Source organism: Microthrixaceae bacterium, assembly GCA_016702505.1.
Lineage (GTDB): Bacteria > Actinomycetota > Acidimicrobiia > Acidimicrobiales > Iamiaceae > Aquihabitans.
Genome location: JADJDU010000009.1, coordinates 1 through 19,464 on the forward strand (window position 1 = coordinate 1; position 19,464 = coordinate 19,464).

The following is a 19,464-nucleotide window of genomic DNA, read 5'->3' on the forward strand; positions in this document are numbered from 1 at the left end:
CGGTGACGTAGATGAAGAGGGTGGTGAAGCAGTCGTGGAGATCGTCGGGTCGGAAGCCGCCCTGGCGGAGGAGGTCGATCACGCCGTCGGCGAGGCGTGATGCTTCTCGCCCGAAGCCACCGCTGCTGAGCAGCGCGAGCGCGCCTGCGCCGAGCTCGGCTCGGCGCGCGTTGAGCTGGGGGCGTTCGACGAGGGTTCGGCGGGCGTCGCAGACAAGGATGAGGAGGCGTTCGTCCCACGTGCCCTGCACTGGTTCGGGGATTCGGACCTCGCTGAGGATGCGGTCGATGAGCAGCGCGTCGAGCGCTGTCTTGTTGGGGACGTAGCCGTAGATCGTCATCGTCGGAACGCCGAGCTCCCGGGCAACAGCGCGCATGGAGAGCTTGGCGAACCCGTGCTCCTCGATCACCCTGAACGCCGCATCGACGACGTCGGCGTCGTCGAGCACGCGCGGTCGGCCGGGGCCTCGTGGAGGTTGGTTGGTGAGGGCTTCAGGATCGGGCATGACAGTGACCTGATCGAGAGAGGTCGGACGGCTCGGCCCTTTGGCGGTGCCGCCTGCCGCTGGCGTCGTGCCGCGTAGGCGGCGAAGGTCAGGTTGCAGGTTCGAGCACGAGGGGAAGGCTGGTGAGTCGGCGGACCATGAGGCTCGGATGGTGGCGGAGCTCGGCGTCGGGATCGACGGTGATGGATCGGGTGCGGCACAGGAGCTGCTCGAAGGTGACCCGGGCCTCCATGCGAGCGAGTGGCGCGCCGATGCAGAGGTGAAGGCCCCACCCGAAACCCAGGTGCTGGCGGGCGTTGGCCCGATCGACGTCGATCTGGTCGCCTCCCAGGTCGTCGCTCCGGTTGGCGGCCGGCCAGGCGAGCACCAGTCGCGATCCTGCCGGCAGGGCGACACCGCCGAGGGTGGTGTCGGAGACCACCCGCCGGTAATGGCCGCGGAAGGGCGGTTCGACCCGGCAGGCCTCCTCGACGAAGGTCGGGATGAGCGACGGGTCGGCGCGCAGCCGGTCCTGGAGGTCGGGTCGCTCGGCGAGCATCCGCGCGCCGGCCCCGAGGAGGCTGGTGGTGGACTCGCCGCCGGCGGACAGGAGGACGGCGAGGAGGCCGATCGCTTCCAGCTCGTCGATCTGTCCGTCGGCGAGGGCGCGGGCGCACAGGCCGATGATGGTCGACGTGTCGGGCTCGGCCGCTTGGCGTTGCGTGGTGAGCGCGTCGATCGCGGGGCCGAGCTCGACGAGCTTGGCTTGGAGGTCGGGGGCGTCGGCCTCGGTGACGAAGCCGCCGATGAGCTCGACGGCGGCGTAGCCCATAGGCCCCGAGGACGGCGGCCTCCTCGTCGGCGACGCCGAGCAGGCGGGTCACCATCAGCATCGGGAGCGGCTCTGCGACCTCGCTCATCCACTCGACCCGGCCGGCCTCGAGCGCCGGTTCGAGGGCTTCGTCGAGCAGTTGGCGGTACTCGTCCTCACGAGCCTTCATAGCCCCGGTCGAGAGGATGCGGCTCAGCAGCGCCCGTTGGCGGGTGTGGGTCGGCGGATCAGCAGTCGCAAGGATCGCCGGGATGTCTTCGTCATGACCGGCCAACCCCAGAGGCGGCCGCAGCCCGACCTGGCCGTGCTCATCGCGGTACAGGAACTCGCCGGTGGTGCTGGTGAAGCGGCCGGGATCGCCCACCACCTCCTTGATCAGATCCGCACGGCAGACGACGAACGCATCGGTGCCAGCAACGCGATGGACCGGGTCCAGCTCGCGCAGCTCGGCGTAGTACGCGTGAGGGCACTCGACGATCTCGGGGTCGAACAGGCGATCCACCTCTGTCACGACGACCTCCTCGACCGGCGGGTAGCGAGATGCGTACAGTACACGAATATTCGGTGGGTCACTGGCCTTCGGGAGGTTCCGGTTCGTGCGTGCAGCGGTGTTGAGAAACTACGAACAGGCGCTCACGATCGAGGAGCTGACGCCACCGGGCCTCGGTCCGAGCGATGTGCGCCTGCGCATCGACGCGACCGGGGTGTGCCACAGCGACCTGTTGATCCGCCAAGGCTGTCTGCCCTATCCGCTGCCGGTGATCCTCGGCCACGAGGGTGCCGGCACCGTGATCGAGATCGGCGAGTCGGTCACCCGGGTCTCGGTCGGTGACCGGGTCCACTGTTCGTTCATCCCCGCCTGTGGCGACTGCTGGTTCTGCCTCCACGGCCGGTCAGAACTCTGCGAAGGCGGCGGCGCGGTGATGTCCGCCAGTCGAGGCCAGCGCCGCGACGGCTTCACGGGTGACCGGCATTTCGGGGCTCGGCACCTTCGCCGACGAGCTAATCACCGACCAGGCGATGGTCGTGGCGGTGCGCACCGACCTGCCCAGCGGAGAGGTCGCTGATCGGCTGCGTCACCACCGGTGTCGGCGCAGCGCTCAACACCCCTAGGTCCAGCCGGGATCGAGCGTCGCGGTGATCGGCTGCGGAGGCGTCGGCCAAGCCGTCATCCAAGGCTCTCGCATCGCCGGCGCGGCGCGGATCCTCGCCGTCGACCCGCTCGACCACAAGCGCCGCCAGGCCGAGGCGTTCGGCGCCACCGACCTGGTCGATCCCGCCGCCGGCGATCCCGTCGCACAGATCCGAGACGCAACCGCGGGGCGTGGCGCCGACTACGCCTTCGAGGTCCTCGGGCGACCCGAGACGATCAGCCAGGCCTACGCCACCATCCGAAAGGGCGGCACCGCGGTCCTCATCGGCATGACGCCATCGACGCCACCGTCACGTTCTCGGCAGTCGACCTGATGGCGAACGACAAGCGGCTCATGGGCTGCATGTACGGCTCGGCCAACGTGCGGCGCGACTTCCCCCGCTTCGTCAAGCTCGCCGAGACCGGCCGACTCGACCTGACCTCGATGGTGACCCGACGCATCCGGCTCGACGAGGTCAACGACGCGCTCGAAGCCGTCGCCCGCGGCGACGTGATCCGCTCGGTCATCTGCCACCACTGTCATGAGCCGATCCCGAGTCATCCCACCAGCGACGTACGTCCGATGGGCGCTCGTCGTCGCGGCCGGCGCCGTCGGTGCCCGCCACCTCTACCGCGACGCAGCTGCGCTGCGTACGGTCGCACCCGACCTGCGCACCCCGATCATGTTCCTCCCCGTCGCCCCCGGCGGACCCCGTCACCTCAAGGCCATGCGCAGGATGAGCAACGTCGAGTTCCCCGTCGCACGCGGCGTGTCGATCGCATCGACCAACGTGCCCAGCGCCGATGGGCGCCCGATCCGGATCGTCACCTACCAACGATCCGAACGGACACGCCCATCGGCCGCGCTGGTGTGGATCCACGGCGGCGGGACCGTCCTGGGCTCACCCGAGCAAGGCAACGCCAAGTGCAGCCACTGGGCCAACGAGATCGACCTGCTCGTCGCGAGCGTCGACTACCGCCTCGCCCCTGAGCACCCCTTCCCCGCTGCGCTCGACGACTGCTACGGCGCGTTGTGCTGGCTGCACGACAACGCCGACGACCTCGGCGTCGACCGCAGCCGAATCGCTGTGGGCGGCGACAGCGCCGGCGGCATGCTCGCCGCGGTCCTATGCCAGGTCGCACGACCGCGGCAGGCCCCGATCTGCTTCCAGCTCTCGAATACCCGATGCTCGACGACCGCTCGACCCCTGCGACCACCGCCCCGAACGCGATCCTTCGTGGACCCCTGCCGCCAACCGGTTCGGGTGGACGTCCTACCTCGGACACCGCCCCACCCCAAACGACGACCGCTCCCTACGCCGCGCCGGCACGCACCACCGACTTGAGCCGCCTTCCACCAGCATGGATCGGCGTCGGCGACATCGACCTGCTCCACGACGAGGCCGTCACCTACGCCGCTCGTCTCCGACGAGCCGGGGTGACCTGCGAGCTCGACGTCCTGCCCGGCCTCTTCCACGGCGCCGACAGCATCCGCCCCAAAGCACCCACCTCCCGGGCGTTTCGCAACACGATGACCGAGGCACTCCGCCACGGCATCACGCCGCGATCCGGCTCGAAGCTCGCGGACTGAACCCGCCGACCCGTAGGCCTCGACGCCGGCATCCGCCCTTCGGTCACACTCGCAACCATCCAACCCTTCTGGTTGGCGTCGAAGCAGTTCACGCTGACGCCATGAGCTACGTCATCCAACGCCAGGACCGCTTCTACGTCGTCGCCTACGACGGCCTCGACCCACTCACCGGCAGAGAACGTCGACGATGGCACCCCGCCGGCCACGACCGTGGCGAGGCCGAAGCCCTGGCGGCCCGACTCGCAGCCAACCGCGACGTGCCACCACCAAAGGCCGGAGCTCGATCACCGTCGGAGAGTTCCTCACCGAGACCTGGCTGCCTCGCAAGCGGCGACAGGTCCGAGCGACCACCGCCTACCGGCGCGTGGTTCGTCGACCGCTACATCAACCCGGCCCTCGGTGACATCCCGCTGCGCCGTCTCCGTCTCGACCACCTCGAGAACCTCTACGGCCAACTCGCCACGACTGAGCGGCAGACACCACGACGGCCTCGCACCCAAGACCGTCCGCGAAGTGCACATGATCATCCGCGCTGCACTCCAACTCGCCGTGCAGCGCGAGCTCGTCGGACGCAACGTCGCCGCCGCGGCCCACCTGCGCCCGACGCGAGCCGGCAACGCCGTCGCACGTACCTGGACCGACACTGAGCTGGCCCGATTCCTCGACGCCGCCCGCCCCCACCGCCTCTACCCCGCCCTCCACCTCGCCGCCCACACCGGCATGCGCCGGCGAGATCGTCGGACTCAAGTGGTGCGACCTCGACGCCGCGCAGCGACGCGTCGCCATCCGCCGAACCCTCCAATGCGTCGGCGGCCAACCCGTCGAGTTCGGCGTCAAGACCCGCACCAGCCGACGCAGCATCGAACTCGACGCCGGCACCGTCGCTCTGCTGTCGACGTGGCGGCGACGACTCCAGCGCGACGGGCTCCCCGGCGGCATCGATGACTGGATGTTCTGCAACACCGCCGGCCGCTACCTCAACCCCCAGTCCATCAGCCAGCTCTTCGAGCGGATCGTCACCAGCGCCGAGGTCCCTCGGGTGCGGTTCCACGACCTGCGACACACCCACGCATCGCTGCTCATCGCATCCGGAGAAGACGTCAAGGTCGTCAGCGAACGCCTCGGCCACGCACACCCCGCCTTCACCATGCACACCTACCAGCACCTGCTGCCCGGCATGAGCGCCGCCGCGGCCGACCGCTTCGCCACCATGATCGCCACCGCCGACCGGTAGACGTCTACCGGCCCGCTGCTCGCGTAACCCCAGGTCACAGACTCGACCACCGACGAGCCGGTAGACGTCGCCGGTGACGCCGGTCCGAGAATGACGAAAGCCCAGGTCGGTGACCTGGGCTTTCACATGGTGGCGGGGGCAGGATTTGAACCTGCGACCTTCGGGTTATGAGCTAAATGGTCTTGCTCTCAACCCGTACCAATGCGTACCAGATAGTGCCCTTGAGCTGGGGTTTCTCGATTCACCCTACAATCTCCATACCATCCTGTAAACCGCTGTACCGGGTGGCACAGTAGAAGAAATAGTAGAAGTCATTTACCGAAACCGGGGGCGCTCCGTCGCCGCCGAAGGATTCCCAACCCTAGGACGCGGGTCGCCGCAGCATGCCCTCACCATGGTGCCTCACCTGTTGCACTCGATGATCTTCGGGCCAAGCGAAGTTGCCACGTCGGCTCGCCGCCCGGTCGGCGATCGCAGCTCGCGAAGACGTCGCTACTTCCCCTGATGATCCGAGACGGATTCGATCGCGCCATCGGTTCCGACTCGTTCGGCTTCGTCCGGCAGCAGGGGCCAGTGCTGCGACCGCCTCGCGTCGTTCGACTCGCCTACGAGGTCGAAACTTCTGTGCGTCGTGCAAGAGTTGGGAAGCGCCAGCCAGGACGGGCAGCTCGAGAAGGGGGCCGAAGACGAGTGCGACGGCGATGAGCGGTTGATCGGGGAACGCGGTGGTGGCGATGGCGAGGGCGACCGGTGAGTTTCGGGCCATCGTCGTCATGGCGAGGGTGACCCGCTCGGGGTGAGCGAGGTCCAGGCGGGTCGCCACGATGTTGGCGACCAGGTACGCGGCCACGAAGAACGCGAGGAGCGGAACGAGAAGCCGCAGCAGCGCAGCGGGTTCGTCGGCGACGAGTTGGGCGTGGGCGGCGAAGATCGCGGTGACCGCCACTGCGAGCAGTGCGAGTCCGACCGTGCCTGATCGGTCGAGGAGCGAGTCGAGACGTTCGCTGGCCCCGGCCTTCGTCGCTGCGAACCGGGCACCCACCGCAACGGCGAGTGGGACACCGAGCACCACCGCGACACTGACGAGAAGGTCTCCGATGGGGACGTCAGCGGCGGTGCCGGTCAGCGCGACGACGAAGATCGGCAACAGCGCGAGTTGGAGGATCAGGTTCACCGGCAGCAGAGCGGCGCCGAGTGCGCCGTTGTCTCGTGCGGTCGCGATGAACACCAGGTACCAGTCGGTGCACGGCGTGACGAGCAGCATGACCAGACCGATGCGCAGGTCCGGGTCGTTGGACAAGAACACCCAGCCAAGCGCGCCGGCCAGTAGGGGCACCCACATGAAGTTGATGATCAGACTGACCCACGCGGTGCGGGGGTGTGGGCGGATCGCGTCGGTGAACGCATCCGCGTGGACGCCGGCGAAGGTGAGGGCGAGCAGTGCGACCAGCGCCGGGACGACCAGGCGTTCGGCCTGGTCGCCGACGTCGGTGGTGAGTCCGATGATCAAGCCGATGGCGACTGCGCCCAGTACCACCGGGACCTGCCAACGGGTCACCTCGTCGTCACGGTCGCACCGTCGGTTCGGCTTGGATCGGTGGTCGTGTTCGCTGGCCGCGTCGAGAGCTCGACCGGTACGACGTCCGGGGCGGCGCACGTGGTCTTCGTGGCGCGTCGGCGTCGGAACCACACCGCGGCGGGGATCGTCACGAGCAGACCAGCGAGTCCGAACATGGCGACGCTTCCCGCGGTGAGCAGCCCCGCGGCAGCCAGGAACGCGACAATCGGGCCGGCGCAGCACGCGGCGCAGGCCGCGACACCGAACCCGATGGTGCCTGCGGCGGACCTCTTGGGGGCCGGGGCGCTCACGACGTTGCCCCGAACACCTGGGCCAGCAAAGCAGCGCCCTCGGGCGGCGAAGCGACCTCGAGGGTGGTACCTGCCGAGTCGACGGTGAGGGCGAACGGCAAGAACGAGCAACACTCCTGCTCAGCGGCAACCAGGCCGGCCAGCTCGACCAGCGTGTCTGAGGAGTCGAACGTGAACCGCACTCCGTCGGGCGTCTCGGCGCGTCGGGTGGCCGATTCCAGGAGGCGTCGCCAACGTGCGATCCGCTCGACCATCTGCCCGCCGTCCAACGAACACGTCGCGCCGGTGGCTATCGATGCCCCCAAAACCACCGTGGAGCTCGCCGTCGCACAGGTGGTGCTGCCGCACCCACATCCGAGGGACTCGGCGGACGATGCGGGGCTGGTGGCGCAACCACAGGTGCCATCGCAGGGCCCATCGACCGGCGCCACCGCGAGCGTCGCGGAGGTCGCCCGGAGCTGGCGGCCGAGTTCGGTGAGCTCGGCGATGCGCCGATCGACCTCGATCGCCTTCGATGACACCAGGTCTCGCAGCTGGTGTTTCACCGGGGCGCACTGATCGGCGTCCCACGCCTCGACGAGGCCCTTGATCTCCTCCAAGGTGCATCCGAGCTCCTTGGCTCGTGCGATCAGGCGGAGTCGCTCCACGTCGCGGTCGCCATAGATTCGGTATCCCGCTGCACTTCGGGTCGCAGGGGCGAGAACACCCTCGTCCTCGTAGAACCGCAGGGTCGTTGCGGCGAAGCCCGAGAGTTCGGCTGCCTCGGCGATCAGGTACCGGCCCTGCCGGGCTTCTGTGGTGGTCATGAGTTCACCGTAAGGCTTCGACCCGACTCGAAGGTCAAGTGATCTTCATAGTTCTTTTCGTCGGTTTGTCGACGTGGCAGCTATCTCGGAAGGTCTTCAGCTCGTAGCTCGAGGTCCCGACAGCAGCAGTCTGGGTGGGTCTGGCAAGGGCGGGTGATGACGCCTCGCTCCACGAGGCATCCGCATTCAGCGCACGAGATTTCCATTCGAACCTCCTGGTCCTTCGGTGGATGACCCTGGGGGCTAGCGCTCCAGTTGGGCCAGGTCCGGTGGCACGTCGGCAGTCTCGAAGAGACCCATGGCGGTGGTGCCGATGTTGCCTCGGGGGTATCGGCCGGCGAGTGAACCGGGACCGGCGACGACGATGCGGACAACCTGTCCCAGCGTCTCCTTCTCGTTTCGGTCGGTGAGGGCTCGGCGGAACATGGCCAGGTGCACCCGGGTGTGAAGGACGGCGTAGGGCTGGGACACGATGTGGGCCCGCTCGAGCTCGAGCCACGGATCTGCGGAGGCCCGAGCGGACGCGAGCTCGGTCCTGATCCAGGCGCGGATCGCAGCGTCGGAGCGGCGGGGTCGTTCAGGCATGGGCATGCTCGGGTGTGGGTCGGTGGGTTTGGTGTTCGCCTGCTGTCGGGGCGGCGACAGGTCGGCGAGCGCGCAGGCCGTTGGCGATGACCGCGATCTCGGCCACCTCGTGCAGGGCGACCACAGCTCCGAGTCCGAGCCATCCGAGGGCGGCGACGGGGATGAGGACGGCGATGATCGACCCGGACAACACGAGGTTCTGCACCATGATCGTCCGGGTGCGGCGGGCGTGTTCGAACAGTGGCGGGAGGTGGCCGAGGTCGTCGCCCATGATCGCGACGTCCGCGGCTTCGATCGCCACGTCGGTCCCCGCGGCACCCATTGCGATGCCGACGGCGGCCGACGCGAGCGCGGGCGCGTCGTTGATGCCGTCGCCGACCATCGCGACCGGGCCGTACTCGCTGAGCCTGGTGATCTGTTCGACCTTGTCCTGCGGGAGGAGACCGGCCGCGATGTCGTCGATCTGTGCCTGTTGTGCGATGGCCGACGCGGTCGTCTGGTTGGTGCCGGTGAGCATCGCCACGGCCATGCCCCCAGATCGCAGCTCGCTGACCACGGCGCCGGCTTCGGGGCGCAGCTCGTCGCGCACCGCGAGGGCGCCGATGGTGATGCCGTCGACTTCGACGAGCACGACCGTTGCCCCTGAGGCCTGGAGGCGAGCCACATCGTCGGTCAGCGTCGTGGCGGCGATGTAGCCGGGCTTGCCGACCCGCACCCGCTGCCCGTTCACGGTGCCTTCGAGGCCGTGGCCGGCGAGGGTCACGAGGTCCCGTACGGGTGCCAACGTGACGGCGGCGTCTCGCGCCGCGGTGGTGATGGCGGCGGCCAGCGGGTGGTTGCTCTGGGCCTCGAGCGCCGCCGCAGCCCCGAGGACGTCGTCGGGGCCGGATCCGGCGGAGGTGACCGTCTCGATGACGACCGGTCGGTTCCGGGTGAGGGTGCCGGTCTTGTCGAGCGCGACGACCCGCACGGCCGCCAACGCTTCAAGTGCGGCACCGCCCTTGATGACCAGTCCGGCCCTGGTGGCCGATCCCACCGACGCGAAGACCGTGACCGGCACCGCGATGGCGAACGCGCACGGCGACGCCGCCACCAGCACCACGAGCGAACGTTCGAACCACAATCCGGGATCGCCCACCAGTGCGCCGATCACCGCGACCGCGGCGGCGACGCCGATGATGGCGGGGACGAGCGGTGCGGCGATGCGGTCGGCCAGGCGCTGCGCGTTGCCCTTGCGGTCCTGGGCCTCCTCGACGGCACGGACGATGCGCGACAGGGTGCTGTCGGCGACAGGTGCCGTCGCCGACACGACGAGCAGACCGCCGCCGTTCACGCTGCCCGCCAGCACGTCGTCGCCGACTCCGACCTCGACAGGAATCGCTTCGCCGGTGACGGCCGAGACGTCGAGCGAGGAGCTGCCCTCCACCACCCGGCCGTCGGTCGGGAGGCGGTCCCCGGTCCGCACCACGAGCACATCGCCCACGACGATCTCGCCCACCGGCACCTCAGCGGTGTCGTGGCCACGGCGGACCGTCGCGGCGTCGGGCACCAACGACAGCACGGCGCGAAGTCCCCGTCGCGACTTGGTGATCGCCCACTCCTCGAGCGCTTCAGAGACCGAGAACAAGAACGCCAGGGCCGCGGCCTCGCCGAGCTGGCCGAGCACGGTCGCGCCGATGGCGGCCACCGTCATCAACAAGCCGACACCGAGGCGCCGCCGAGCCAGCGCGGCGAGAGCGCCGGGGACGAACGTGGCCCCGCCGACGACCAGAGCAGAGATGAAGGCGCCGTCGGCGAGAGCTCCGAGGTCGTTCAAACCGGCGATGACACCGACGAGCCAGGCCAGCGCCGCGATGACCGCCGCCGGCGCCCGCCACTGCACCGTATGGGCACCATCTTCGTCGGGCGCCGAGGGCGGCGGTCCGCCACAGCAGGCATCGGCCATCACCGCTCACCCATCATCGGGTTGTCGCACAGTCGCACTCGCTGACCGTTCTCGGCGAGAAGCCGCTCAGACGCCCGCAACAGCTCGACGACCTCGGGCTGTGCGATGGCATAGAAGACCTGCCTGCGCTCCCCCGGCCGATCCACCACCAGCCCGCAGCCCTTCAGACACGCAAGGTGGTTCGACACGTTGGATTGCGACGTGCCCACCGCCTCAACGATCGAACGGACCGGAAGCTCACCATCGAGCAGCGCCAACAGAATCGACAACCGGGTGGGATCACTGAGCCCGTGGAAGAGCCGAGCCGCCACCTCCACCTCGGTTGTCTCGACAGCAATCATCTCCATCTGATCATCATAATCCACTGATTACATCAGCGCATCAAGATCCTCCGACTCTGGACCGCTCGGCGAACGAGGCGAGAGACTTGGTGAGTGAAACGTGTGGTGTGCTCCGGGTTCTGGGAGCGGCCGCGCTGTTCGGCGCGTCCGCGCCGGCCGCATCGGTGCTGGCGACGGACATGTCGGCGCTGCTCCTCGCCGGGCTGCTCTACCTGGGCGCTGCCGCCATGGTGTTGCCGTCGGTGCTGCGCCGGCCACCAGATCGCGCCGCGCTGCGCGACGGATGGGCTCCGCTCACGGTGGCGGTGGTCGCCGGAGGGGGCATCGGTCCGGCGCTGTTGGTGCTTGGCCTGGCCCGGGTCGAGCATCGACGGCGTCGATCTTGTTGAACCTGGAGCTGGTCGCCACGGTCGTGTTCGCCGGGCTCTTCTTCGGTGAGCACCTCGGCCGTCGTGTCTTGCTGGCCGCTGGGTTGATCACGGCCGCCGGGATGCTGCTGGTGTGGGCGCCGGGCGGGACGGTCAGCGTCGGCGCGTTGCTGGTCGCGGCCGCGTGCGCTTGCTGGGGCCTCGACAACTGCGTGACGGCACGGATCGAACATCTGTCGCCCGAGACCGTGGTGCTGGCCAAGGGACTCGTGGCCGGATCGGTCAACGCCGTGCTCGGCGTGACGATCGCATCCGACGGGACGGGGGCGTTGACCATCGGCGGGTTGTTCGGGGCGCTGGTCATCGGGGCGACCGGCTACGGACTGTCCATCACCTGGTGGGTGAAGGGTGCACGCGACCTCGGCGCAGCCAGGGCCCAGGTCATCTTCGCCACCGCCCCATTCATCGGCGCGGTCGGGGCATGGCTGTTCCTGAGCGACACCGTGTCCGGGACACAACTCGCCGCGATCGTCCTCGCCGCGGTCGGTGTTGGCCTGTCACTCGACTCGGCCCACGGTCATCGGCACCGCCACGAGCGAACCTCCCACGACCACGAGCACTCCCACCCCGATGACCACCACGACCATGCCCACCCCGACCGAGCCGCGGTGTTCGTCGGCCGGCACAGCCATCGCCACACCCACGACGAGGTCCTCGTGCACGACCACCCCCACGTCCCGGACCTTCACCACCACCATCCCCACGAGTGAGGGCAGGCAACGAGACCCGCCTCATCCGTTGGAGCGGCGGGTTAGGTCACGGCGCGACCGGCGAGGTAGCCGAGGCCGGTTGCGGCGAGTCCGCCGATGAGCGACAGGGCCACGTAGCCCGCGGCCTCGGCGGTCCGCTCGTCCCTTAGCAGGGTGAACGTCTCGTACCCGAAGGTCGAGAACGTCGTGTACGCCCCGAGGAACCCGACGGCGACAGCGGTACTCGTGACGGTCGGCCAGCGCGCCACCGCAGGCCCGGTGAGGACCAACGCCAGGAGGAACGAGCCGGAGATGTTGACGCCCAACGTCGCCCACGGAAACGTCCGGACCCCGACCGCGAGCCCGATGCGATAGCGCAGGACCGCACCGAGAGCTCCGGCCACTGCGACGAGCACTGTCGGCATGGATCGCTCCTCCTCGATTCGTAGGAGCCATCAGCCCACCGTGGGCGGTTTCGTCGGCGAGCTCCATCGCCCTTCGGAGCCTACGCATCTGTCTCGGCACCAGGTTCGAACCAGCTCGGCGGAGCTGGCCGGCAGCCCACTGCGAAAACGCTCCGTCGCCGGAAGTCGAAACGAGGTCGACTCCCGCAGACGGGAGGTACCGTCTCGACGTGGAGCCCACTTCGACGTCCAAGCGCTCGCACCGGGCACGAGCCGTCCTCGTGGCTGCCGTAGCCATGGTTGCGGTGGTGTCGTGCTCGGGCGGCGACGATGACCCCGAGGCAGCAACCGCCATCGACGGCGCGGCGCTCTATGAGCAGTCGTGCGCTTCCTGCCATGGCAGCGATCTACGGGGCACCGACCAGGGGCCGTCGCACCTGTCGCAGGTCTACGCACTGGACCACCATCCCGATGCGTCGTTCCGGGCCGCGATCACCCAGGGCACGCGTGCGCACCACTGGCAGTTCGGCGACATGGAACCGGTGGCCGGGCTCGACGAAGACGAGATCGACCTGATCATCGGCTACGTTCGCGAACAGCAGGACCTGAACGGGTTCGAGCCCTACCCGCCGGAGTGATCCCGGCGGTGTGAGGTCGGGGCGTCGGTGTCTTCGGATGGCCGGTGCTGGGGTCCTCGGTGGCGTTGGACCATGACGGCGACGCACACCCCTGCGGCGACGAGCCCGAGCGACACCGCTGCGGCTGGACCGAGTGCGATGCCTGCCACGGAGGTCAGGACCACGATCAACACCATCGGGCCGGCGCAACAGATCGCCAGCGCGATGAGCAGCCCTCGGTCCGAGCCGGTATGTGCTTCGTGGCGGTTCACGTCTTCGTTCCTTCCATCTGTTGATCTGGCGCGCCGGTTGTCTCGCTTGCGTCGGTTGCCATCGCCTCGGGTCGTAGTTCGACACGGCGCAGGAGCTGGGCGTTGGCGGCGACGACGATGGTGGAGATGCTCATCAAGATGGCGGCCAGTGCGGGGGGCATGGTGATACCCGCCCATTGGAGCGCTCCGGCTGCGATGGGGATGGCCAAGATGTTGTAGCCGGCGGCCCACCACAGGTTCTGGAGGCTCTTGCGGTACGCGGCCTTGAACAGCTTGATGATGCCGACCACAGCGCGCGGGTCGGAGCTGGCGAGGATCAGCCCGGCCGATTCGATGGCCACGTCGGTACGCGGCGTCGCGAAGTTCGGGCCCGTGTCAGGAGACGCCCAACATGTTCCTCGCCTTGCGCGAACTTTCCTTCGCCAAGGGCCGCTTCGCTCTGATGGGTTCGGTGATCGCGCTGGTAGCCGTGCTAACCGTGTTGCTGTCGGGCCTCGCGACCGGCCTGGTCGATGACGGGATCTCAGGCCTACGGGCACTGCCGGTGACGCACCTGGCGTTTCAGAGCGGGGCCGACAGCACGTTCTCGCGTTCAACGGTGGACGGTGACTCGGTGGCCGCTTTGAGTGCCGTGCCGGGCGCCACCGCCGAACCGTTCGGGCTGACGCTGGTGAACGCCACGAGCAACCACGACCTGAACGTCGACCTGGCCCTCATGGGCTTGGCCGAAGACGGGTTCATCGCCGCCGAGATGTTCCCCGACGGCCCCCCACCCGCGAGAGCGGCGGTCATCAGCCAGGGACTGATCGACCAGGGCGTGAACGTCGGCGACACCCTTGCCATCGATCGCAGCACGGTCACCCTCAGCGTTGTCGGGGTCGCCCCGACGGCGACCTACGGCCACGTCGACACCGTGTACGTCACCTTGCCGGATTGGCGTGAGGTCTCCCATCTCGCCCCCGAAGACGGCGCACTCACCGCATCAGTAGTCGCCATCGACGGCGGCAACTCGGACGAACTCAAGCGAGCCGGAACAGCCGCCGGACTCGACATCGTGACCCGCTCCGAGGCCTACGCCGGCTCACCTGGCTACAGCGCAGAAACGTCGACGATGTCGCTCATCCGAGGCTTCATGTACCTGATATCGGCCATGATCCTCGGTTCGTTCTTCACGGTGTGGACGATCCAGCGAAGTAGCGAGATCGGCCTGCAGAAGGCGCTCGGTGCCTCGACGGGTGCAGTGCTGCGCGACGCGCTCGGGCAGGTCCTGATCGTGCTCACCGCGGCCACTGCGGTCGGCGCCGCTATCGGCTTCGGGCTAGGAAAGCTGATCGAGGGCGGCGAGGTGCCGTTCGCTCTCGACCTCGCCACGGTGCTCAGCGCAGCCGCGATCCTGATCGTCTCCGGCGCCGTCGGCATGCTGGTCGGCGTTCGCAAGGTCACCTCCGTCGATCCCATCATCGCTCTGGGAGCGGCAGCATGAACGCCCTTGCCCTCCACAACGTGTGCTTGTCCTTCGCCGACGGTGACGAGCGCGTCCACGCCCTCGACCACGTGTCGCTCACCATCGCCGCCGGCGAGCTGGTCGCCGTCAGCGGCGCATCAGGGTCGGGGAAGTCATCGTTGCTCGCCGTCGCCGGTGCGCTACGCACGCCAGAGAGCGGGCAAGTCGTGATCGGTGACAGCGACATCACGGCCGCCTCACCACGAGAGCGCGCCGCGATCCGCCGCCGCGATCTCGGGTTTGTCTTCCAGCAGTCGAACCTCTTCGAAGCACTGACCTCCACCGACCAACTGCTGTACCAAGCCCAACTCGCCGGGATCCCCCGGGCAACGGCACGCGTCACGGCAGCCGAGCTACTGGCCGCGGTCGGGATATCCGACAAAGCCGACCGACGACCCGGCCAACTCTCCGGCGGCGAGCGACAACGCGTCGGGATCGCCCGAGCGTTGATCAACTCACCACGAGTGATCCTCGCCGACGAGCCCACCTCGGCCCTCGACGCCGCTCGCGCCCGCGAGATCGTGCAACTCCTGCGCGACCAGACCCATCAACGCCAGGTCGCCACCGTGATGGTCACCCACGACCGCGACATCCTCGCCGAGGCCGACCGGGTGGTCACGATCCGCGACGGCAGAATCGTCGACAACGGCGCGCCATAACCATCACCGGGGCAATGAAGCCATGAAGGTGACAGGCGTAGCGTGGCGTTGGGCCTTCTGAGTTGGTTACCGCCGCCCCATCAGGCCGACGTCATCAGTGCTGGAGAGTTGCAGACCGGCGCTGCGGTGCGGCGGCGCGCTGAGCGTCGCGGCGGTGCAGCAGCCACCGACCACCCTCGAACGCGAGGAGGCAGAGGGCGAGCAGCGCGACCAGCGCGATTGCGCCGAGTTGGACGTCGGCGACCTGGAGCATGACCAGCGCGCTGACGATCAAGACGACGTGGATTGCGTGCTTGGCAAGGTGGTGTGCCACTGGGGCCTCCCTGGATACGTGTGCGTATACACATGTCTACCACTGGATGCGACACGTGTCTATACTCGTGTGATGGCAAGTGGTGCACCCGCGTGGGGACGAGCTCGACGAACCAGTGGCCGTGACGAGACTCGGACCGCAATCCTCGACACCGCCCTGCGCCTCTTCGACGAACGCGGCTACGTCGGCGTGCGCGTTGAGGACATCGCGCAGGAAGCGGGCGTGTCTCGGGCGACGTTCTACAAGCACTTCGCCGAGCGCGAGCAGATATTGGGCGAGCTGTTCGAACGCCTGATCGGAGGGTCCGTCCCCCCCGAGGTCGCTCCACCCGCCGCCGAGGACATCGAGCAGCACGTGCTGGGGGTCCTCGCTGCGTGCATGGAGCGCATGCTCGAGGACGAGCGCCTAGCCAGGTTCGTATACAGCCTTCCCATCCGCCATGACGCCGTCCTGCCAGGGGGATCCGCCGTGCCGGCCGTGTTCGCCCAGGTCCAGGGCTGCCTGACCGAAGGCGTGGGCGCAGGGCGCGTCCGCTCTGACATTCCGGTGGAACGGATGGTGGAGGTGCTCGGCCGCACGTTCGAGGCGTCGATGCGGGCCTGGGCCGACGGCACGGTGAGCGATCCTCGAGAGCGCCTCGGCGAGCTGGCCCGAATCGTCTTCGGCGGGATCACGACCGCCGGCCGATCTACTGGATAGGAGCTCGCTCCGATCGGCAGTTCGAAAGCAAGGCATTCGTCGATGTCGATGATCGACGCCAGTCGATTCTCGAGGACCGTGTCGATGAGGTGGCCTCTCAGTTCCGGTCTTCAAGATCCATGGCCCGACCCAACGGATTGATGGGTCACGGTGGGGTGAGGCCGCTGGCGAGTTGGGCGAAACCGTGTTGAACCAGTTCCGGTAGTGCGGGTGCGTTCGGCGTGATGAGCCAGTGCTGCAGCGAGACGCGCATGATGGCAAGCGCCATCGCTGCCAACAAGCGGGGTGTGGGGTCGTCGACGCCGGTGCCAGACCGTGCCGCCAGGCGTTCGGCGAGCGTCTGTTCCCAGCCGGCCTGGAGGTGCAGGCTTCGGGCGATCACTGAAGGGCTGTTCGCCATGATCGTGAACCGTCGTCGGATGCGGTGTTCTTCGGATTCGTAGTCGGAGGCGACCGCGGCGAACGATGCCCGCAGTGCGTCCCAGGCGGGTTCTTCCTCGGGGTGCTCATCGAGCTCGGTGAGTATGCGATCGAGACGTTCGCTGTAGTCGCCGAGAACGAGATCATCCTTGGTCGCGAAGTACGAGAAGAACGTCCGGGGCGCCAAACCTGCTTCGGCCGCTATCAGTTCGATGGTCGTCTTGTCGAAGCCGTCCCGTTCGAACAGGTCTAGAGCGACATCTTCGAGTCGACGGCGCCGCTCGTGCTTGTTTCGTTCCCGCAGTCCGGTCGGTTCGGCCATCTCGGCATCGTACTTCGATTTCGGCATAGGTTGCATTATTGCAGTGACTGCACTTACCTTGACCAAAGGAGGTGCGTCATGTCGAACGGGCTGTACCGGTTGGGTCGTTGGGTTGCCGCTCACCATCGGCTGGTGCTGGTGGCATGGGTGGTCGGGGTGCTGGGCTTGGTGGGATTGAACCGAGCCATGGGAGGCGATGCAGTCGATGACTTCCGGGTGCCTGGCGTCGAGTCGCAAGCGGCCGTCGACCTGCTCGAGGAAAGGTTCCCGGAACGTGCCGGGGCCACGGCGATGATCGTGTTCAACGTCGCTGAAGGCTCCGTCACCGACCCGACCGCGGCCGCAGCGATAGACGCATCGATCGCGGAGGTCGCGGCCCTCGAGCGTGTTCTCACGGTGACCGACCCGCTCGCCGGTCCACGTTCGATCTCTCCGGACGGCTCGACCGCGTTCGCCGCCGTGCAGTTCGCCGGCTCGACCGCCGACCTCGGGCGAACCACGTTGGATGACCTGTTCGAGACCGCTGCTCCTGCCGAACAGGGCGGGGTGCAGGTCGAGTTCGGCGGCGAATTGCCGACCGTGTTGAAGGAACGTTCCGAGGGCCCCGCCGAGATGATCGGCATGCTCGCCGCACTGGTCGTGTTGTTCGTAGCCTTCCGCGCCGTCCTCCCAACGGTCACGCCGATCGGCGTCGCTGTTGCCGGGTTGGCAACCGGGCTGTCGATCGTGGGCCTGTTGAGCGGCCAGATCGACATCCCGTCCATCGCGCCACGTCTAGGGACCATGATCGGCCTCGGCGTCGGCATCGACTACGCGCTGTTCGTGCTGAGTCGCCACCGTGACCACCTCGCCCACGGGATGGACGTCGACGAGTCGATCGGCCGCACCAACGCCACCGCGGGCCAAGCCGTCGTGGTTGCTGGTGGCACGGTCGTGGTCGCGATCCTCGGCCTTCAATTCGCCGGGATCCCGTTCGTCGCCGCTCTCGGCTACTCCGCTTCGATCGTCGTCGCCGTTGCCGTGCTCGTCGCGATCACCCTCCTGCCGGCACTGCTCGGCGTTGCTCGCCACCGCGTCCTGCCCAAGCATGACCGCACGGTCCGCGAGTCGACCGAGACCGCTCACAGCGGCTGGGTCAGTTGGGCCCGATGGGTCGCCCACCACCCGTGGCGTACCGGCATCGCCGCCACCGCCGTGCTCGTCGCCTTGGCGATCCCGATGCTCGACATGCGCCTCGGCCAAGCCGACGCCGGCTCCGACCCGACCACGACCACCCATCGCCGCGCGTACGACCTACTCGCCACCGGTTTCGGCGACGGGTTCAACGGACCGCTGCTCATCGCCGTCGACCTCGGCACCGACCCGGACCCCACGGTGCTCGACCGCCTCAATGCCACCGTCGCCGCAGACCCAGGTGTCCGGGCCGTCTCACCGCCCGAACTGAACGCCTCCGGCGACACCGGACTCATCACGGCGATCCCAACCACCAAACCACAAGATCAGGCCACCACCGACCTCGTCCACCGACTCCGCGACGACCTGCTCCCTACCGCAACGGGCATCTCCGGAGCCAACGCACTTGTCGGTGGACCCACGGCGGGATTCATCGACCAGTCCGACAAGATCGCCGCACGCCTGCCCTGGTTCATCGCAGCAGTCGTGTCGCTGTCGTTCCTCCTGCTGATGATCGTGTTCCGCTCGATCCTCGTGCCCTCAAAGCAGCCGTCTTGAACCTGCTCTCGATCGGTGCCGCCTACGGCGTCGTCGTGGCCGTGTTCCAATGGGGATGGGGACGGTCGCTCATCGGTCTCGACGAAGCCGTCCCGATCGCCTCGTTCGTCCCGATGATGATGTTCGCGATCCTGTTCGGCCTGTCCATGGACTACGAGGTGTTCATCCTGTCGCGCATACGCGAGGAACATCACCGAGGTCACACCAACATCGACAGCGTCGTCCAAGGCCTCGGCGCCACCGCCAAGGTGATCACCGCCGCCGCCCTCATCATGATCAGCGTCTTCCTCGGTTTCGTCGCCAGCGACGACCCAGTGGTCAAGATGATGGGCATCGGCCTCGCCACCGCCATCGCCGTCGACGCCACCATCGTGCGCATGGTCCTCCTGCCGTCCACCATGGCGCTCGTCGGCGAACCGAACTGGTGGCTCCCACGATGGCTCGACCGAATCCTGCCCCGTCTCGACCTCGAATCCGAACCCGACATCGACGCCGCCGACCCTGTCATGGAAACACAGCCATGACTCCACCAGGCCCGAGCCGCACCGAGAGCCCAAGCCCTCGCGTAGACCAGGATCACCTGTGCG

At 68.1% G+C, this 19,464-nt stretch carries 23 protein-coding genes and 2 pseudogenes; 12 read left to right on the forward strand and 13 right to left on the reverse strand.

Annotation, left to right across the window (positions count from 1 at the left end):
• Together IPG97_09750 and IPG97_09755 are read right to left on the reverse strand one after the other, a co-directional pair.
• Positions 1 to 505, reverse strand: a 505-nt coding sequence (locus IPG97_09750; protein ID MBK6856807.1) for a TetR/AcrR family transcriptional regulator, incomplete at its 3' end; no start/stop codon positions are given.
• A gap of 88 nt (positions 506 to 593) precedes the next feature.
• Positions 594 to 1,316: a cytochrome P450 gene (locus tag IPG97_09755; protein MBK6856808.1), complete on the reverse strand. Its 723-nt coding sequence runs from the start codon at positions 1,314 to 1,316 to the stop codon at positions 594 to 596.
• 596 nt (positions 1,317 to 1,912) lie between these two features.
• Between IPG97_09755 and IPG97_09760 the strand changes: the two are divergent.
• The 4 genes and pseudogenes from IPG97_09760 (at position 1,913) to IPG97_09775 (ending at position 5,273) form a co-directional block, all read left to right on the forward strand.
• A pseudogene (locus IPG97_09760) lies at positions 1,913 to 2,938 on the forward strand (Zn-dependent alcohol dehydrogenase).
• 379 nt (positions 2,939 to 3,317) lie between these two features.
• Positions 3,318 to 3,794 (forward strand): alpha/beta hydrolase fold domain-containing protein, encoded by a 477-nt coding sequence (locus IPG97_09765; GenBank protein ID MBK6856809.1) that lies wholly within the window; start codon positions 3,318 to 3,320, stop codon positions 3,792 to 3,794.
• Positions 3,791 to 4,039 carry an alpha/beta hydrolase fold domain-containing protein gene (locus tag IPG97_09770; GenBank protein MBK6856810.1) on the forward strand — a complete coding sequence of 83 codons (249 nt, stop codon included), beginning with the start codon at positions 3,791 to 3,793 and terminating at the stop codon, positions 4,037 to 4,039. Before IPG97_09765 ends, IPG97_09770 begins: the two co-directional genes overlap by 4 nt.
• Before the next feature lie 532 nt (positions 4,040 to 4,571).
• Positions 4,572 to 5,273 (forward strand): site-specific integrase, encoded by a 702-nt coding sequence (locus IPG97_09775; GenBank protein ID MBK6856811.1) that lies wholly within the window; start codon positions 4,572 to 4,574, stop codon positions 5,271 to 5,273.
• Between the two features lie 361 nt (positions 5,274 to 5,634).
• Here the strand turns inward: IPG97_09775 and IPG97_09780 are convergent, their stop codons facing one another.
• The 6 genes from IPG97_09780 to IPG97_09805 form a co-directional block, all read right to left on the reverse strand.
• A complete protein-coding gene (locus IPG97_09780) occupies positions 5,635 to 6,831 on the reverse strand; it encodes an arsenic resistance protein (protein ID MBK6856812.1) in 1,197 nt (398 codons plus the stop codon).
• A complete protein-coding gene (locus IPG97_09785; GenBank protein MBK6856813.1) occupies positions 6,828 to 7,103 on the reverse strand; it encodes a hypothetical protein in 276 nt (91 codons plus the stop codon). Before IPG97_09785 ends, IPG97_09780 begins: the two co-directional genes overlap by 4 nt.
• 35 nt (positions 7,104 to 7,138) lie before the next feature.
• Entirely contained in the window at positions 7,139 to 7,948 is an 810-nt protein-coding gene (locus IPG97_09790) for a MerR family transcriptional regulator (GenBank protein MBK6856814.1), read from the reverse strand.
• Positions 7,949 to 8,191: 243 nt separating this feature from the next.
• Positions 8,192 to 8,533 (reverse strand): DUF3703 domain-containing protein, encoded by a 342-nt coding sequence (locus IPG97_09795; GenBank protein ID MBK6856815.1) that lies wholly within the window; start codon positions 8,531 to 8,533, stop codon positions 8,192 to 8,194.
• On the reverse strand, positions 8,526 to 10,478 hold the full coding sequence (locus tag IPG97_09800) for a cation-translocating P-type ATPase (GenBank protein ID MBK6856816.1): 1,953 nt from the start codon (positions 10,476 to 10,478) through the stop codon (positions 8,526 to 8,528). The genes IPG97_09795 and IPG97_09800 overlap by 8 nt, the downstream gene beginning before the upstream one ends.
• On the reverse strand, positions 10,478 to 10,825 hold the full coding sequence (locus IPG97_09805; GenBank protein ID MBK6856817.1) for a winged helix-turn-helix transcriptional regulator: 348 nt from the start codon (positions 10,823 to 10,825) through the stop codon (positions 10,478 to 10,480). The genes IPG97_09800 and IPG97_09805 overlap by 1 nt, the downstream gene beginning before the upstream one ends.
• A gap of 83 nt (positions 10,826 to 10,908) precedes the next feature.
• On the opposite strand from IPG97_09805, the gene IPG97_09810 reads away from it, so the two are divergent.
• Both IPG97_09810 and IPG97_09815 read left to right on the forward strand, forming a co-directional pair.
• Entirely contained in the window at positions 10,909 to 11,208 is a 300-nt protein-coding gene (locus IPG97_09810) for an EamA family transporter (GenBank protein ID MBK6856818.1), read from the forward strand.
• Positions 11,205 to 11,957, forward strand: coding sequence for a DMT family transporter (locus IPG97_09815; protein MBK6856819.1), 753 nt, complete (start codon positions 11,205 to 11,207; stop codon positions 11,955 to 11,957). Before IPG97_09810 ends, IPG97_09815 begins: the two co-directional genes overlap by 4 nt.
• A gap of 41 nt (positions 11,958 to 11,998) precedes the next feature.
• Here the strand turns inward: IPG97_09815 and IPG97_09820 are convergent, their stop codons facing one another.
• The gene (locus IPG97_09820; protein ID MBK6856820.1) at positions 11,999 to 12,361 is read right to left on the reverse strand and encodes a CrcB family protein; all 363 of its coding nucleotides are present in this window, start codon (positions 12,359 to 12,361) and stop codon (positions 11,999 to 12,001) included.
• A 275-nt stretch (positions 12,362 to 12,636) separates the two neighbouring features.
• On the opposite strand from IPG97_09820, the gene IPG97_09825 reads away from it, so the two are divergent.
• Positions 12,637 to 12,978, forward strand: coding sequence for a cytochrome c (locus IPG97_09825; protein ID MBK6856821.1), 342 nt, complete (start codon positions 12,637 to 12,639; stop codon positions 12,976 to 12,978).
• Here IPG97_09825 and IPG97_09830 read toward each other — a convergent pair.
• Entirely contained in the window at positions 12,963 to 13,229 is a 267-nt protein-coding gene (locus IPG97_09830) for a hypothetical protein (protein MBK6856822.1), read from the reverse strand. The genes IPG97_09825 and IPG97_09830 overlap by 16 nt on opposite strands.
• A gap of 68 nt (positions 13,230 to 13,297) precedes the next feature.
• Positions 13,298 to 13,576: pseudogene (locus tag IPG97_09835) on the reverse strand (heavy metal translocating P-type ATPase).
• 44 nt (positions 13,577 to 13,620) lie between these two features.
• On the opposite strand from IPG97_09835, the gene IPG97_09840 reads away from it, so the two are divergent.
• A complete protein-coding gene (locus IPG97_09840; GenBank protein ID MBK6856823.1) occupies positions 13,621 to 14,712 on the forward strand; it encodes an FtsX-like permease family protein in 1,092 nt (363 codons plus the stop codon).
• The gene (locus tag IPG97_09845; GenBank protein ID MBK6856824.1) at positions 14,709 to 15,392 is read left to right on the forward strand and encodes an ABC transporter ATP-binding protein; all 684 of its coding nucleotides are present in this window, start codon (positions 14,709 to 14,711) and stop codon (positions 15,390 to 15,392) included. Before IPG97_09840 ends, IPG97_09845 begins: the two co-directional genes overlap by 4 nt.
• A gap of 94 nt (positions 15,393 to 15,486) precedes the next feature.
• Here IPG97_09845 and IPG97_09850 read toward each other — a convergent pair whose 3' ends face one another.
• Positions 15,487 to 15,705, reverse strand: coding sequence for a hypothetical protein (locus IPG97_09850; GenBank protein ID MBK6856825.1), 219 nt, complete (start codon positions 15,703 to 15,705; stop codon positions 15,487 to 15,489).
• 72 nt (positions 15,706 to 15,777) lie between these two features.
• Between IPG97_09850 and IPG97_09855 the strand changes: the two genes are divergently transcribed.
• Entirely contained in the window at positions 15,778 to 16,404 is a 627-nt protein-coding gene (locus tag IPG97_09855) for a TetR/AcrR family transcriptional regulator (protein MBK6856826.1), read from the forward strand.
• 145 nt (positions 16,405 to 16,549) lie between these two features.
• Here the strand turns inward: IPG97_09855 and IPG97_09860 are convergent, their stop codons facing one another.
• Positions 16,550 to 17,146: a TetR family transcriptional regulator gene (locus IPG97_09860; protein ID MBK6856827.1), complete on the reverse strand. Its 597-nt coding sequence runs from the start codon at positions 17,144 to 17,146 to the stop codon at positions 16,550 to 16,552.
• A gap of 78 nt (positions 17,147 to 17,224) precedes the next feature.
• On the opposite strand from IPG97_09860, the gene IPG97_09865 reads away from it, so the two are divergent.
• On the forward strand, positions 17,225 to 18,877 hold the full coding sequence (locus IPG97_09865) for an MMPL family transporter (GenBank protein MBK6856828.1): 1,653 nt from the start codon (positions 17,225 to 17,227) through the stop codon (positions 18,875 to 18,877).
• Positions 18,874 to 19,401, forward strand: a complete 528-nt coding sequence (locus IPG97_09870; GenBank protein MBK6856829.1) for an MMPL family transporter — start codon at positions 18,874 to 18,876, stop codon at positions 19,399 to 19,401. Before IPG97_09865 ends, IPG97_09870 begins: the two co-directional genes overlap by 4 nt.
• Positions 19,402 to 19,464 lie beyond the last annotated feature (63 nt).

Bases quoted from the DNA above. Each gene is read 5' to 3' on its own strand.
- IPG97_09755 (MBK6856808.1), bottom strand. From the start codon at position 1,316: ATGGGCTACGCCGCCGTCGAGCTCATCGGCGGCTTCGTCACCGAGGCC.
- IPG97_09790 (MBK6856814.1), bottom strand. From the start codon at position 7,948: ATGACCACCACAGAAGCCCGGCAGGGCCGGTACCTGATCGCCGAGGCA.
- IPG97_09795 (MBK6856815.1), bottom strand. From the start codon at position 8,533: ATGCCTGAACGACCCCGCCGCTCCGACGCTGCGATCCGCGCCTGGATC.
- IPG97_09800 (MBK6856816.1), bottom strand. From the start codon at position 10,478: ATGGCCGATGCCTGCTGTGGCGGACCGCCGCCCTCGGCGCCCGACGAA.
- IPG97_09805 (MBK6856817.1), bottom strand. From the start codon at position 10,825: ATGGAGATGATTGCTGTCGAGACAACCGAGGTGGAGGTGGCGGCTCGG.
- IPG97_09820 (MBK6856820.1), bottom strand. From the start codon at position 12,361: ATGCCGACAGTGCTCGTCGCAGTGGCCGGAGCTCTCGGTGCGGTCCTG.
- IPG97_09825 (MBK6856821.1), top strand. From the start codon at position 12,637: ATGGTTGCGGTGGTGTCGTGCTCGGGCGGCGACGATGACCCCGAGGCA.
- IPG97_09840 (MBK6856823.1), top strand. From the start codon at position 13,621: ATGTTCCTCGCCTTGCGCGAACTTTCCTTCGCCAAGGGCCGCTTCGCT.
- IPG97_09845 (MBK6856824.1), top strand. From the start codon at position 14,709: ATGAACGCCCTTGCCCTCCACAACGTGTGCTTGTCCTTCGCCGACGGT.
- IPG97_09855 (MBK6856826.1), top strand. From the start codon at position 15,778: ATGGCAAGTGGTGCACCCGCGTGGGGACGAGCTCGACGAACCAGTGGC.
- IPG97_09860 (MBK6856827.1), bottom strand. From the start codon at position 17,146: ATGGCCGAACCGACCGGACTGCGGGAACGAAACAAGCACGAGCGGCGC.
- IPG97_09865 (MBK6856828.1), top strand. From the start codon at position 17,225: ATGTCGAACGGGCTGTACCGGTTGGGTCGTTGGGTTGCCGCTCACCAT.